The following is a 13,096-nucleotide window of genomic DNA, read 5'->3' as shown; positions in this document are numbered from 1 at the left end:
GAGGCTGGGGGGGGCCGGGTGCGCTTCTCTAGCCCCGGTTTGCGGCGTGCGTTACCAAAACGTGAGACACGGGGGCCGCCCCCGCGGGCACGGGGGGGGCCGGACACGTTCTGGGCGGGTCGGGTGGACCAGCGGCTGGAGGGGTAGACGCTCGGGATCCGGTTGTGGGGTTCCGGGGGTGTTGCGGTTGACCCGCCGGCGCTGGGTCTCCTTCCACCCCGGTCGCGCCCGCTGCGGTCCGGCGGGTGGGGCACTCCAGGGAGTGCCCCACGCCGTGCCGCCCGTTAGCCGGTGTGGAGGGCGAGGGTCGGGGAGAGTCGGGAGGCGCGGACGGCCGGGTAGAGGCCTGCGACCGTGCCGATGAGCAGGGTGGCGGCGAAGCCTCCGGTGACGGCCCACAGGGGGACCACCCAGGGCAGGCCGCCCGCGGCGGCGAAGGCGTAGGTGGCGGCCGCGCCCAGGGCCACGCCGGCCAGCCCGCCCAGTCCGGAGAGCAGGAGGGACTCCGTCACGAACTGGAGGCGGATCTGGCCCCTGGTGGCGCCCAGGGAGCGGCGCAGTCCGATCTCGTGGCGCCTCTCCAGCACTGAGATGATCATCGTGTTGGCAACTCCGACGCCGCCGACCAGGAGCGCCACCCCGCCCAGCCCGAGCAGGAGGTCGGTGAAGGCCCCCTCGGTGGCGGCCTTGGCCTGGAGCGCCGAGGAGGGGTCGGTGACCTGCACGTTGTGCGGGTTCTGCGGGTCGACGGTGCGGGGGATCAGTGCGCGGACCGCGCTGACCGCCTGGTCCGTCGACCGTTCGTAGATCTGGGTCGGGTGGCCGTCGAAGCCCAGCAGCGTGCCGGCGCCGTCCCAGCCGATCAGGGCGGCCCGTTCGATCTCGGGGGCCAGCGGCAGCGGGTCGAGGATGCCGATGACGGTGAAGTACTGGCCGCCGATGTGGACTTGCTGGCCTGGGGCGGTGATGCCCAGGCGCTGGGCCGCGACGTGTCCGAGCACCGTCGAGGGGTAGCGTCCGTTGGCCTCGTTGAGCCAGGTGCCCGAGCCGACCGCGCCGCGCACGACGTCCAGCAGCCCTTCGGTGGCGGCCTTCACGGTGATGCCGCCGGTTTCGCCGTCGGGGATCTTCTCGCTGCGTCTGACGGACTGCGCCAGGTCCCCGGTCGCGCCGACCTGCTCGACCCCGGGGACGCGGCCCAGCATGCCGGTGGACTCCTCGGGCAGCTTCACCTTCTCGCCGAACAGCCCCTGGCCAGGGGAGGCCACCAGCATATTGGTGCCCAACTGGTCGAGTTGCCGCAGGAGTTGGGCCTTGCTGGAGGAGGAGATGCCGACCACCGCGATCATGGTGGCGATGCCGATGGCGATGCCCAGCGCAGACAGCACCACCCGCAGCGGCCGGGTGCGCAGGCCGGCCGAGCCGACGTGGAGGACGTCGCGGGGGCCGAGCCGGGCCGGGGCCAGCCGTGTGCGGCTCACCGCTGCCCACCCCGATCGGCCGGGGCGGCGGCGCCGGTGCGCAGATCCGCCACGACGCGGCCGTCGCGGATGCGGACCTGGCGTGGCAGGCTGTCGGCGATCTCGCCGTCGTGGGTGATCACCGCGATGGTGGCGCCCTGGGCGTTGAGGTCGTACAGCAGCTCCATCACCGCTTCGCTCGACGCGGAGTCCAGCGCGCCGGTCGGCTCGTCGGCCAGCAGCAGGTCCGGTTCGCCGACCACCGCCCGGGCGATGGCCACCCGCTGGCGCTGGCCGCCCGACAGCTCGTGCGGACGGTGGTGCATGCGGTCCGCGAGCCCGACCCGCTCCAGGGCCAGGGCCGCGCGCCTGCGGCGCTGGGCGCGCGGCAGGCCCGAGTAGAGCAGGCCCTCGGCGACGTTGTCTTGGGCGCTGACCCCGGCCACCAGGTGGAAGGACTGGAAGACGAAGCCGATGTGCCGGGCGCGCAGGGCGGAGAGCCGGCGGTCGGAGAGGGCGGCGACGTCGTGGCCCGCGAGGGTGACGGATCCGGCGCTGGGCCGGTCCAGGGTGCCGACGATGTGCAGCAGGGTGGACTTGCCCGACCCCGAGGGGCCGACGATGGCGAGCAGTTCGCCGCGTCCGATGCGCAGGTCCACCCCGTGCAGCGCCGTGACCCCGCCCGGGTACTCCTTGGTGACCTGGTTCAACTCGACCACGGTGCTCATGACTTGGGCACCCCGACCTTCATTCCCTCGGTCAGGCCGCTCCCGCTGACCTCGACCCGGCCCTGTCCGAACATGCCGAGCTCGACCGGGACTTCGCGCACCTTCCCGTTCTCCACGATCTGGATGCCGAAGCCTCCGCCGGACAGCGCGAGCAGTGCGTTGACCGGTACGGTCAGCACGTCCTTGTGGACCTCGCCTTCGAGCTCGACGGTGACGGGCGCCTGGTCGAAGCCCTCCGCCTGCCCCGGGTCGTCGAAGACCACCCGGGCGGTGATCTTGGCGGGCTTGTCCGGGGAGCCCTGCTCCTTGCCGTCCTCACCGATGGTGCGGTCGACGGAGGCGACCTTGCCCTTGGCCTTGCCGCCGCCGGGCAGGGCGACCTCGACCCGGGTGCCGGGCTTGGCGAGGTCGGCCCGGGAGACCTCGATCTTGATCTGCACCTGCCGTTCGGAGCCGGTGGCGGTGAGGACCGGCTTGCCGGGAGCGGCCTGGTCGCCGACGGCCGCGTCGTTCTTCTTGATCCGCACCGCCGCGGGCGAGAAGGCGATCTGGTCGGGGCCGATCTCGCCGCTCTGGGCCAGGCCGTGGGCCTTCTGCCAGCGCTTGACCGCATCCACCGTACCGGCGGTGAACTTCTCGTCCGCGGCCAGCCCCTTGCCGTAGCCCAGGTCGCGGAGGTTCTCCTTCAGCTGCCTGACGTCCGCCCCCTCGTCTCCGGCCTTCAGCGTCCGGTACATCGGGCGCTCGCCGACCATGAGCCGGACCTTCCGGCCGTCGACCTCGTAGAGGATCCCGTCGCGTTTCACCACTGCGCCGGCCTCCGGGAGCCAGGTGAGGATGCCCGGCACACCGGCGTTGATCCGGCGCTCCTCGGCGTAGCCGAGGGTCCCGTCCACCCGGGTCCGGCTGCTCAGGTCCTGCCGCTCCACCGAGCCCGTGCTCGGCGGCAGCCCGTCCGTGCGTGCCACGCCGGCGTTGCCGCTGCCTCCAGCCTGCGAGAGGGCCGTGACCCCGCCCGCCAGCGTGACCGAGGTGGCCAGCACGGCGATCAGGTACGTTCGGCGGCTGCGCCCGCGCTCACTGCGCATTCTGACCACTGCACGCCTTGTTCGCCTGGTCGAACCTGTCCTTCTCGGCGCCCTCCGGGACCTTCATCGCCGATCCCGACATCGCCGAGTCGCCGTCGAACTTCGGGTCCGGCATGTCCACACCGTTACCGCGCATGCACTGGGCGAATGCGAGGGCCCTGTCCTTGTCGGCCTGGGACATCTTCGCGCCACCCGAGCCACCGGCTCCCCCGCAGGCCTTGAGGGCTTCCGCCATCTTGTCCTGGCCGCCCTCCAGGACCATGGCCCGCGGGTCCTGGCCCGGCTCGGGCTCCTTCACCTGGGCGCCGTGTTCGCGCAGGCACTTACGGTGCTCGTAGGCCTGGTCCGCCGCCGCGCCCTTGCCCGACGAGTCCGAGCCGCCGCCCCCGCCGGAGCCCGTGCCGCCTCCGCCGCAGGCCGTGGCGAACAGCGCGAGCCCTGCCACCAACGCGGCCGCCGCGCCGTACCTGTGGTTCCGCATGTGGTTCCGCATGGAATTCCTCCGTGTCCGATGACGAGTGGCCGATGACGAGTGGCCGATGACGAGTGGCCGATGACGAGCGGCCGACCGCTCCGGCCGCTCCGACCACGCAGAGGCTGGCACGCACCCGCATTTCGCCGCTGTCAGCCGAGACCTTTACGGCGACGAAAGGTGGGTTTCAGGTACACCTGGTGTCATGCGTGTACTGATCGTGGAGGACGAGGAATTCCTGGCGGACATGATCGCCGAGGGATTGCGGCGCGACGCCCTGGCCGTCGACGTCGTGTACAACGGCGCCGACGCGCTGGAGCGGCTGAGGCTCACCGACTACGCCGTGCTCGTGCTCGACCGCGACCTGCCCGGGGCGCACGGCGACGAGGTGTGCCGGAGCGTCGTCGAGCAACGGCTGCTCACCCGGGTGCTGATGCTCACCGCCTCCGGTACCGTCCGCGACCGCGTCGACGGCCTGGACCTGGGCGCGGACGACTACCTCACCAAGCCGTTCGCCTACGACGAGCTGTTGGCCCGGGTACTGGCGCTCGGCCGCCGCACCCACCCCGCCCTTCCGCCGGTCATCGAACGTGCGGGCATCACCCTCGACACCGCCCGCCGCCAAGCCTTCCGGGAGGGCCGCTACCTCGCCCTGTCCCGCAAGGAGTTCGGCGTACTGGAGGTGCTGATGCAGGCCGAGGGCGCCGTGGTCTGCGGTGATGACCTGATCGAGCAGGTGTGGGAGCAGAACATGGGATACCGCACCAACGCGGTTCGGGTCGTCCTCAGCAAACTCCGCGCCAAGCTCGGCGAGCCCTCGGTCATCGACACCGTGCCCGGCCACGGCTACCGCATCGGCGTCCCGGCGTGAGGCGCTTCGCCCCGGCCGGCCTGAACCGCCCTCCGCTGCCCGGCCGACCAAGCCCGCGGCTGCCGGGCGGGGAACGGGGCCGGCTGACCATGCTCTACGGCGGGCTGCTCGTCCTCGCCGGGGCCATGCTCATCTTCCTGGTCAACTTCCTGGTCCGGGAGAACCTGTACACCTCGATCAGCACGGCCGTCGCCGTCGAACCGCGACTGGCCACACTGGGGACCCCGGACCCCGCCGCGGCGAAAACCCTCACGGTGGGAACCGCCGCACCCGCAAGCGCTCTACCCGGAACCACCTCCGCCGACGGCGGACAGTCCCACTTCCAGGCCGTCAAGGTCGTCACCCAGGCCGCCGAGCAGGCGGCCCAGAACCAGCTGCTGACCGTCTCCCTGATCGCTCTGGCCGCCTTCGCCGTCATCTCGGTGGCACTGGCCTGGTGGATGTCGGGGCGGGTGCTGCGCCCGGTGGCGGTGATCACCAACACGGCGCGGCGGCTCTCGGGTGAGAACCTGCACGAGCGGATCGCCCTCGACGCACCCCCGGGCGAGCTCAAACAGCTCGCCGACACCTTCGACGCCATGCTCGACCGCATGGAACAACTGGTGGGTGCGCAGCAGCGGTTCGCAGCCAACGCCGCACACGAACTGCGGACTCCGCTCGCGGTGCAGCGGGCCGCGGCCGAAATCGGGCTGGCCACCGAGGATCCGGCCGCCGTCGCCCGGGTCCGCCGCAAACTGATCGAGGTCTCCGAGAGCAGCGAACGGCTCATCGAGGGCCTGCTGTTGCTGTCCGTCTCCGACCAGAGGCTGGACCGCCGTGAACCGGTCGCACTGGACCAGCTGGCCCGCGCGGTGGCCGCCGAGTGCGCCGCCTCGCAGGAAGACCGGGAGAACCGCGTCACCGTCTCGACCGACACCGCCCCCGTGTCCGTCGAGGGTGATCCGGTGCTGCTGGCACACCTGGTGCGCAACCTGGTCGGCAACGCCCTGCGCTACAACCACGACGGCGGCCGGGTCGAGGTCGGCGTGCACGACGGTGTCCTGGAGGTCGCCAACACCGGCCCCCAGGTGCCGCCGGAGACGGTCCCCTATCTCTTCGAGCCCTTCCGCCGCCTCCGGGAGCGTCGGCACAGCCCGGGTGAGGGCGCGGGCCTGGGGCTGTCCATCGTCGCCTCCATCGCGCGCGCCCATCACGCCGTCGTCACCGCCGTCCCCGCCGGCACGGGCGGACTGCGGGTCCGGGTCGAATTCCCCACGGCCTGACCCGGCCGTCCGGGGGCCCGGGGGCCCGGACGGCCGGGCGCGAGGCCGCCCCGTGCAGTGCCTTCCGTTCGGCGGAGTCGGCCACCGCGACGGGAACCACCGTCCGTCGCACGGTTTCCGGGCCGGTGAGCTGCGTATGAGCGTTCTGCAACAACCTCGCCGATCCCCGCTCCCCGGCCCCTGCGCAGACCGGAGGGCCCGATACTGGTGGATATGTCACGGGTACTGCTGATCGAGGACGACGCGTCGGTGCGCGAGGCGCTGGCCCTGGGTCTGCGCCGCCAGGGCCACGAGATACGGATGGCCGCCACCGGCGAGGACGGCCTGGAACAGGCGTTCCGGGAGCCTCCGGAGATCGTGGTGCTGGATCTGATGCTGCCCGGGATCGACGGCTTCGAGGTGTGCCGACGGCTGCGCGCACACGGGAGCGTCCCGGTGATCATGCTGACCGCGCGAGGGGACGACATCGACACCGTCCTCGGCCTGGAGTACGGGGCCGACGACTACGTGGTCAAGCCCGCGCAGTCCAGGGTTCTCGACGCCCGGATCAAGGCCGTCCTGCGCCGCACCACCACCGTGTCCCCCGCGCCCGGGGTGGCCGAGCCGGTACGGGAGGTGCACGGCGACCTGGTGCTGGACCGGGCCGCGCTGACCGTCGCCAAACGCGGCACCCCGCTGCCCCTGGCACCCGGCGAGCTGCGCCTGCTGCTGGAGCTGTCCGCCGCGCCGGGCCGGGTCTTCAGCCGGGAGCAGCTGCTGGACTCCGTCTGGGGCCTGAGCCGCCAGGAGGACATCCGCCTGGTCGACGCCGGGGTGAACCGGCTGCGCGCAAAGCTGGAGGACAACCCGTCCGCACCCCGCTACCTCCAGACCGTGCGCGGTTTCGGCTACCGATTCGGACCCCTGTGACCACCCCGCCACGCGCACCGAAGCACCCCTCGACCGAAGCCCGCACGGGCGATGCCGCGAACGGCACCGCCCATGCCGACGACCGGCCGGACCGCGCCGACGCCTCCCGCGTCCTCCGGTGGCGCCGGGCCGTCCTGGGGCTGCGTCCGCGGATGCTCGCCGCGTTCGTCGCCACCGCCGCAGTCAGCGCCCTGGCCACCTCCGCACTCACCTACCAGGCCGCCACCGGCTCCACCCTCGACCTGACCCAGGACACCGCCCTGGACGAGCTGCGCCGCCGCGTCGACGTCCTGGCCCCCTCCCTGCCCTTCCCCCCGACCCAGGCCGAACTCGACCGCTTGTCCCTGCGGCTCTCGGGCACCGGCGGCTTCCGCGACTGGCACGTCCTGGCCCGCTACGGCGCCGCCCACTCCGAGTGGACCGCCGCCGTCACCGTCCCGGCCGCCCTCCAGGACACCGTCGGCTCGGGCCACGGCGCCTTCCAGCGGTTCACCGCCGACGGGCACTCCTGGCTCGCGGTCGGCGTCCCCGTCACCCGCACCACCGCTGGCCCCGCCGGCCCCGCCAGCGCCACCTCAGGAGCCGGCGACCTGTCCGGGCTGACCGTCTACGCCCTCCTGCCCCTGGACCGCGAACAGGCGGCCACCACCGCGCTGCTGGCCGCCGCCACCGGCGCCGGCGCGTTCGCCGCCGTACTGGCCGCCGGCCTCGCCCTGCTCGCCACCCGCCAGGTCCTGCGCCCCGTCCGCGCCCTGGGCGACGCCGCCCAGGCCCTCGCCCAGGGACGGCTCGACACCCGCCTCGCCGTCTCCGGCCACGACGAACTCGCCCAGCTGTCCAAGACGTTCAACCACACCGCCCGCACCCTCCAGGGCACCATCGAGGAACTGCGGGCGGTCGAGAGCCAGGGCCGGCGGTTCGCCGCCGACGTCTCCCACGAGCTGCGCACCCCGCTGGCCGCCATGGCCGCCGTCACCGACATCCTCGACGAGGACGCCGAGCACCTGCCCGCCGACACCGCGACCGCCCTGCGCATGATCAGCAACGAGACCGGGCGCCTCACCCGCCTGGTCAACGACCTCATCGAGATCTCCCGCATGGACGCCGGCGCCGCCCCGCTGCGCACCGAGGACGTGGACGCCGCGGAAGCCGTACGCGCCACCCTCGACCTGCGCGGCTGGAGCGACCGGGTCGAGCTGGACCTGCCCGCCGCCCTGCCCGTCCGCCTGGACGCGCGCCGCTTCGACGTCATCGTCGCCAACCTGGCCGGCAACGCCCTGCGCCACGGCCGCCCGCCCGTACGCCTCACCCTCACCACCCGTGGCCCGGGGCCCGGATCCGACCTGGTGCTGACCGTCACCGACCGGGGCCCGGGCATCCCGCCCGCCGAACTCCCCCACCTGTTCGACCGCTTCTACAAGGCGGACAGGGCACGCACCCGCTCCGAGGGCAGCGGGCTCGGCCTGGCCATCGCCCAGGAGAACGCCCGCCTGCACGGCGGCTTCATCGAGGCCGCCAACGCCCCCGGCAGCGGCGCGGTGTTCACCCTCGTCCTGCCCCGCGGACCCCTGACGAAGGACGCCCCATGACCATCCGCCTCCGCGCGATCGCCGCAGCGGCGCTGCTCCTCACGGCCTGCGGCTGCGCGATCCCCGACACGGCGGGCGCGGTGAAGTCGGGCAAGTCCGCCACCGGGATCGAGTCCGGCACCCGGCTGTACTTCCTCAGCCCCCAGGGAATCCGCCTGACGATCAGGCCGGGCACCGAACGCGAAGGCCTCCAGCAGACCCTGGACACCCTCATGGCAGGCCCCACCCGGACGGAGCAGCACACCGGTCTCGGCACCGCCCTGCCCGCCTCCGGCAAGGTCACCGCCGCCACCGAGGACGGCACCGTCACCCTGCGCCTGTCCTGGCCGACCTCCGCGCTGAGCCCCTACGCCATCCAGCAACTGGTCTGCACCGCCGAGGACGCCCCCGCGACCACCGCGACCGCCCCCCGGATCGCCATGGTCAGCAGCGACGCCCCCGGACCGGTCTTCGTGCAGTGCGACCTCCACCACACCGGCTGAGTCCGACGGAACCCCACCCGGACCCGGCTTCACCGGCACCGGATGCCTGCCCGCCCGCCCGCCACGGTCCGGGACAGGCCTCGAAGCCCGGCTCGAACACCCGCGGGCACAGCGCGGATCCGGCCACCGCGCCTCAGGGAAGGGACAGTTGGGTGACGTCCACGACGGCACCCGACGCCGTCGGCGCGATCAGCGGCAGCACCAGCCACAGTGCGGCGAGCGCGGCCAGTGTGCCCACGGCCGCCAGGACCCCGGGGCGGCCGTGGGCCCAGCGGGCCCGGTGGCGGACAGGGTCCTCCAGCAGCGCCTTCGAGCAGGCCGCGACCGCCACCGCCAGCCCGCCCAGCCACAGGGTCCGAACCCAGCCGTCCAGACGGGGACCAGCGTGGTCCAGCAGCAGGATCAGCGGCCAGTGCCACAGGTACAGGCCGTACGAGAGCCCGCCCAGTACCGTCAGCGGGCGCCGGCTCAGCACCCTGCCCAGCGGGGACGCCGGGGCGTGCGCGAGCAGGGCGATCAGCGCGGCCGCCGCCGCCGAGTGCAGCAGCAACCCGCCGCGGAAGAGGACGATCTGCCCCGTCCCCGAGGCCAGCGCCCACCCGGCGGCCAGCAGGCCCGCCGGGATCAGCGCCAGCCGGCCCGCGGCGGGCCCCGGCAACCGCGCCACCCGCAGCCGCACCGCCGGAGTCGCCGCGAGCGCGCCGAGCAGCAGGGCGAACACCCGGGTGTCGGTGCCCTCGTAGACACGGGTGGTGTCCATCGGGTCGACGAGCAGCGCCATCAGCGCCACGGACACCAGCGCACCGACCAACGCCACGCCGGCCACCGCGCCGGCACCCGCGGTCCGGCGCAGCCGCAGCAGAAGCAGCACCAGCGGTGGCCACAGCAGGTAGAACTGCTCCTCCACCGCGATGCTCCACAGGTGGGTGAACACCCGGGTCGGGTTCGCCTGGAAGTAACCGACCTGCGCGTCGATGAAATGCCAGTTCGCGAGGTTGGCCACCACCCAGGGGGCGTCCTGGTGCGCGAAGCGGGCCATGGCCGCCGTACCCAGCACGGAGGCCAGCACCATCGCCGAGCCCAGGGCCAGGGCGAGGGCGGGCATCAGCCGCCTGGCCCGGCGGCCCCAGAAGGCCACCAGGTCGATCCGGCCGCCGTTCTCCCCGGCCTCCCGCAGCAACAGCCCCGTGATGAGGAAGCCGGAGAGCACGAAGAACAGGTCGACCCCCAGGAACCCGCCGGGGAAGTCCCCGAGGTGGAACAGGAGGACCCCGAGGACGGCCAGCCCGCGCAGGCCGTCCAGGGCCGGGACATGGGAGCGGCGGGAGCCGGAGCGCGCGGCGGCCCCTGGGCCCGGTCGGCGGCGGAACACGCGCGCGTTCCGCCGCCGGGCCGCCGGCGAGGCGGTCTTCATCTCGGACACCATCTCGGACACCGTCTCAGGCGCAGTTCAGCTGGGCGAACACGTCCGACCTGGTCCAGTCGCCGTTGGCCCAGCTCTTGGGGTCGGCGGGCGAGAACCCGGCCAGCTTGCCCACCTCGGTGGTGAACCACTGCGCGAACTTCGCCGTGCCCTGCTGGCAGGAGTGCGTCCTGTCGTTCGAACGCTGCGCCTGCGGGGCCTTGAAGTCGGTGCCCCACAGGGCGGAGGCGTCGAGGAAGTAGGCATCGCCGGGGTGCGCGGCGACGGCCGCCTTCGCCGCCCCCGGAGCGGACTCGATGTCGGCCTTGTGCGGGGCGTAGAAGTCGTCGCCCGTGTCGAACGGCGGAGTGGTGACGATCACCAGCCGGGCACCCGCGGCCTTGACCGTGCCGATCAGCTTCTCGTACGCCTGCTGCTGCTCCTGCGGGCTGCCCCAGTCATAGGTGGTGATCTGGTAGGCCACCAGCTCGGGGCGAACCGACGCGAGCCGGGAGGCGACGTCGCCGCTGGACATCGCCACCGGCCCGACCGCTGCGCCGCCGCCGTCGGCGGCGATGGAGGTGAGCTCGATACCGGTGGACTTGAGCGCGGCGGCCAGCGGCTGGGCCTGCCCGACGGCGATGGAGTCACCCATCCACAGGATCCTTGAGGGCTTCTTCAGCCCTTCGGCGCCGGCCTTCGCCGGCCCCGGGCCACCCCCGTCCTCGGCCGGGGAACTTCCGCAGGAGGTCAGGGCGAGGACGGCGGCGAGGGCGGCCGCGCAGAAGGCGGCACCGCGGCGCAGGCCACGGCCAACGGAGGGGGTCTCGTGGTCATGGGACGTTCGGCGTTCGTAGGTCATGAGGAAGACGCTAGGAGGCCGTTTTTCGCGCCGTTTGACCGTTGTGTCACCGCGGTTCGACGACCTCATGAGCAACACGTAACTGACGCCCCAGAGGGATGTGCTGCTGCCGATCGGGGTGTTTCGGACGGCCGGAGACGGCACGAGGGCCTGTGCCCGCGCAGATGCGCTGGCACAGGCCCTTCGTGGGTCACTCCGGTTGCCCCTGTCCGGCCCCCGGGGTGAGGGGAAGCCGAATGGTCGGCTTAGTACCAGTGGTTGGCCTGCCAGAAGTTCCAGGCGGCGTTCGGGCTGCCGTAGCGGGTGTTCATGTAGTCCAGCGACCACTTGATCTGGGTGGACGGGTTGGTCTTCCAGTCCGCACCGGCCGAGGCCATCTTGGAGGCCGGCAGCGCCTGGCCCAGACCGTACGAGCCCGAGCTCGGGTTGGTCGCCGTGACGTTCCAGCCCGACTCGTGGGAGATGATCTGGCTGAACGAGGCCAGCTGGTCCGCCGGCACGATCTGAGCGGCGAGGGCCTGCGGGGAGGCGTCCGCAGCCGAGGCGACGGCGGGGACCACGGCGGCACCCAGGGCGGTCACACCGGCGGCACCGGCGAGAATCACAGCAGAGGTACGCATGCGGAGCTTGAAAGCGGGCATATAGACAAGACCTCAATCAGTTGGGCCGGTGTCACTCCCCGCCTCGACCGTGGCCGGACAGGGGCCGAACGGTCGCGGGGTGTGACTCGGCGGTGAGCCGTTCACCGGTGGGACAGGAGCCGGTGTGGCTGGCGATGAATGCAAAGCTGCCAGACCGGATCGGCGCTCGCCAAGACCCCCTCGCTACGACCCGCCGTCGTAGCCAAGAGACCGGCACTGATTCGAGAGGCGGGCCGCCCGGAGCGCGCCGAACCCTCCCGGCCTGCGCAAACGCCCCCCAATAACATGCCAAATAGTTGCAAAATAGTGCAAAACGGACACCACTATCCGTCGTCGTACACCGCATTCGCATGTGAGCGCACTCACGGCCCCAGCCCCGGCGCCATCACCGACCGGCCCACCGCCATCACCTTGAGTCAGTGCCAATCGGCTGCCATTGAGACCGCCACCACACCCGGCCGATGGGGGAACGGCACCACAGGGCGTCGCAGCGGCTGTCGGGCCCCTGGTCGGCACGGCGACAGGCGGGCAGGGCGCGAAGCCGTCACGGAACCCCGGCCGGCCACCGAGACGCCCGTCCCGCCGGCTTCCCCCGCTCCGAAGACGTCCCGGCGTCGTTCGTCACCGTGTACGAGTCACCGGGCATCTCGATGCGGCCCACGCGGCCCACGCGGCCGGCGAAGCCCCGAGGATTTCAGGCGTACAGCGCGACCCTCGGCTGGACCGTGCCCGGGCCGGCGTTGACGACGGTGAGCCGGTACCGCTGGGTGAGGGTGTGATGGCTGTGGAGGACCAGCTTCGCCCGGGTGAGGTCGGTGTACAGCGTGCCGGTCTCGCTGGCCAGCCGCACGGTCTTCCAGTGGCCGCCGGTCAGGACCTCGAGCTTGATGTCCCTCGGGGCGAGGAAGGGCCCGTTGTCCGGTGACTCGACGAGGATCTGCGGGGCGACGGTCCGGTCCGCCGACGAGTCGTTGCGGTAGGTGACGGTGATCGGGTGCGCCGCGTGGTCGGTCGGCAGCGGCCGGTCGGGCAGGCCGACGAACGAGACCGGCGCGGCAGCGGCCGCCACCTGCGGGGCGAGGGCCTCCGTGGCGAGCGCCGGCGACGGCAGCGTGAACGCCGCGGCCAGCACGGTGGCGAGGGCGGTCGGGGCCAGAGCCCGGCGGAGGATCTTCCAGGTGGACATGGCGTCTCCTTCGGTCGTCGACGGCGCTCCCGGGAAGTTCACCGGCGGCCGGGCGATCACCCGCCCGCCGAACGCATCCCCGGCTGGACGGACCGCCGCCGCCTAGCAGCCCGGACCGTACTCATCCACCCTGCACACCAATGG

Annotated in this window: 13 protein-coding genes; 5 read left to right on the top strand and 8 right to left on the bottom strand. The window is 72.8% G+C overall.

The genetic code is table 11. From position 1 onward, the window contains the following. Positions 1-284: 284 nt before the first annotated feature. The 4 genes from ACFV6I_RS16490 to ACFV6I_RS16475 are packed head-to-tail and all read right to left on the bottom strand — an operon-like array spanning position 285 to position 3,757. Positions 285-1,481, bottom strand: a complete 1,197-nt coding sequence (locus ACFV6I_RS16490; RefSeq protein ID WP_380425888.1) for an ABC transporter permease — start codon at positions 1,479-1,481, stop codon at positions 285-287. After that, positions 1,478-2,188, bottom strand: a complete 711-nt coding sequence (locus tag ACFV6I_RS16485) for an ABC transporter ATP-binding protein (protein ID WP_380425886.1) — start codon at positions 2,186-2,188, stop codon at positions 1,478-1,480. Before ACFV6I_RS16485 ends, ACFV6I_RS16490 begins: the two co-directional genes overlap by 4 nt. Then, positions 2,185-3,276 (bottom strand): efflux RND transporter periplasmic adaptor subunit, encoded by a 1,092-nt coding sequence (locus ACFV6I_RS16480; RefSeq protein ID WP_380425884.1) that lies wholly within the window; start codon positions 3,274-3,276, stop codon positions 2,185-2,187. Before ACFV6I_RS16480 ends, ACFV6I_RS16485 begins: the two co-directional genes overlap by 4 nt. Continuing rightward, a complete protein-coding gene (locus ACFV6I_RS16475; RefSeq protein WP_380425882.1) occupies positions 3,266-3,757 on the bottom strand; it encodes a hypothetical protein in 492 nt (163 codons plus the stop codon). Before ACFV6I_RS16475 ends, ACFV6I_RS16480 begins: the two co-directional genes overlap by 11 nt. Before the next feature lie 196 nt (positions 3,758-3,953). Between ACFV6I_RS16475 and ACFV6I_RS16470 the strand changes: the two genes are divergently transcribed. The 5 genes from ACFV6I_RS16470 to ACFV6I_RS16450 all read left to right on the top strand — a co-directional run bounded on the left by ACFV6I_RS16470 (position 3,954) and on the right by ACFV6I_RS16450 (position 8,861). Further along, on the top strand, positions 3,954-4,619 hold the full coding sequence (locus tag ACFV6I_RS16470) for a response regulator transcription factor (protein ID WP_380425880.1): 666 nt from the start codon (positions 3,954-3,956) through the stop codon (positions 4,617-4,619). 89 nt (positions 4,620-4,708) lie between these two features. Next, positions 4,709-5,881 (top strand): sensor histidine kinase, encoded by a 1,173-nt coding sequence (locus tag ACFV6I_RS16465; RefSeq protein WP_380425890.1) that lies wholly within the window; start codon positions 4,709-4,711, stop codon positions 5,879-5,881. 213 nt (positions 5,882-6,094) lie between these two features. Then, the gene (locus tag ACFV6I_RS16460; protein ID WP_380425878.1) at positions 6,095-6,790 is read left to right on the top strand and encodes a response regulator; all 696 of its coding nucleotides are present in this window, start codon (positions 6,095-6,097) and stop codon (positions 6,788-6,790) included. Beyond that, complete coding sequence (locus tag ACFV6I_RS16455) at positions 6,787-8,379, top strand: ATP-binding protein (protein ID WP_380425876.1); 1,593 nt, start codon at positions 6,787-6,789, stop codon at positions 8,377-8,379. The genes ACFV6I_RS16460 and ACFV6I_RS16455 overlap by 4 nt, the downstream gene beginning before the upstream one ends. Beyond that, positions 8,376-8,861, top strand: coding sequence for a GerMN domain-containing protein (locus ACFV6I_RS16450; RefSeq protein ID WP_063351825.1), 486 nt, complete (start codon positions 8,376-8,378; stop codon positions 8,859-8,861). The genes ACFV6I_RS16455 and ACFV6I_RS16450 overlap by 4 nt, the downstream gene beginning before the upstream one ends. 133 nt (positions 8,862-8,994) lie before the next feature. Here ACFV6I_RS16450 and ACFV6I_RS16445 read toward each other — a convergent pair whose 3' ends face one another. The 4 genes from ACFV6I_RS16445 to ACFV6I_RS16430 all read right to left on the bottom strand — a co-directional run bounded on the left by ACFV6I_RS16445 (position 8,995) and on the right by ACFV6I_RS16430 (position 12,952). After that, positions 8,995-10,287, bottom strand: coding sequence for an acyltransferase family protein (locus ACFV6I_RS16445; RefSeq protein WP_380425873.1), 1,293 nt, complete (start codon positions 10,285-10,287; stop codon positions 8,995-8,997). A gap of 13 nt (positions 10,288-10,300) precedes the next feature. Beyond that, positions 10,301-11,125: an SGNH/GDSL hydrolase family protein gene (locus ACFV6I_RS16440; RefSeq protein ID WP_380425871.1), complete on the bottom strand. Its 825-nt coding sequence runs from the start codon at positions 11,123-11,125 to the stop codon at positions 10,301-10,303. 245 nt (positions 11,126-11,370) lie between these two features. Then, positions 11,371-11,745, bottom strand: coding sequence for a transglycosylase SLT domain-containing protein (locus tag ACFV6I_RS16435; protein WP_244293774.1), 375 nt, complete (start codon positions 11,743-11,745; stop codon positions 11,371-11,373). Between the two features lie 715 nt (positions 11,746-12,460). After that, on the bottom strand, positions 12,461-12,952 hold the full coding sequence (locus ACFV6I_RS16430) for a signal peptide protein (RefSeq protein WP_363377084.1): 492 nt from the start codon (positions 12,950-12,952) through the stop codon (positions 12,461-12,463). Positions 12,953-13,096: the final 144 nt, after the last annotated feature.

It is taken from the genome of Kitasatospora sp. NPDC059803 (assembly GCF_042732255.1).
Lineage (GTDB): Bacteria > Actinomycetota > Actinomycetes > Streptomycetales > Streptomycetaceae > Kitasatospora.
The sequence above is the reverse complement of the archived record's forward strand: the minus strand, read 5'-3'. Positions and strand labels throughout refer to the sequence as shown.

Bases quoted from the DNA above. Each gene is read 5' to 3' on its own strand.
- ACFV6I_RS16485 (WP_380425886.1), bottom strand. From the start codon at position 2,188: ATGAGCACCGTGGTCGAGTTGAACCAGGTCACCAAGGAGTACCCGGGC.
- ACFV6I_RS16480 (WP_380425884.1), bottom strand. From the start codon at position 3,276: ATGCGCAGTGAGCGCGGGCGCAGCCGCCGAACGTACCTGATCGCCGTG.
- ACFV6I_RS16475 (WP_380425882.1), bottom strand. From the start codon at position 3,757: ATGCGGAACCACAGGTACGGCGCGGCGGCCGCGTTGGTGGCAGGGCTC.
- ACFV6I_RS16470 (WP_380425880.1), top strand. From the start codon at position 3,954: ATGCGTGTACTGATCGTGGAGGACGAGGAATTCCTGGCGGACATGATC.
- ACFV6I_RS16465 (WP_380425890.1), top strand. From the start codon at position 4,709: ATGCTCTACGGCGGGCTGCTCGTCCTCGCCGGGGCCATGCTCATCTTC.
- ACFV6I_RS16460 (WP_380425878.1), top strand. From the start codon at position 6,095: ATGTCACGGGTACTGCTGATCGAGGACGACGCGTCGGTGCGCGAGGCG.
- ACFV6I_RS16450 (WP_063351825.1), top strand. From the start codon at position 8,376: ATGACCATCCGCCTCCGCGCGATCGCCGCAGCGGCGCTGCTCCTCACG.
- ACFV6I_RS16445 (WP_380425873.1), bottom strand. From the start codon at position 10,287: ATGGTGTCCGAGATGAAGACCGCCTCGCCGGCGGCCCGGCGGCGGAAC.
- ACFV6I_RS16440 (WP_380425871.1), bottom strand. From the start codon at position 11,125: ATGACCTACGAACGCCGAACGTCCCATGACCACGAGACCCCCTCCGTT.
- ACFV6I_RS16435 (WP_244293774.1), bottom strand. From the start codon at position 11,745: ATGCGTACCTCTGCTGTGATTCTCGCCGGTGCCGCCGGTGTGACCGCC.
- ACFV6I_RS16430 (WP_363377084.1), bottom strand. From the start codon at position 12,952: ATGTCCACCTGGAAGATCCTCCGCCGGGCTCTGGCCCCGACCGCCCTC.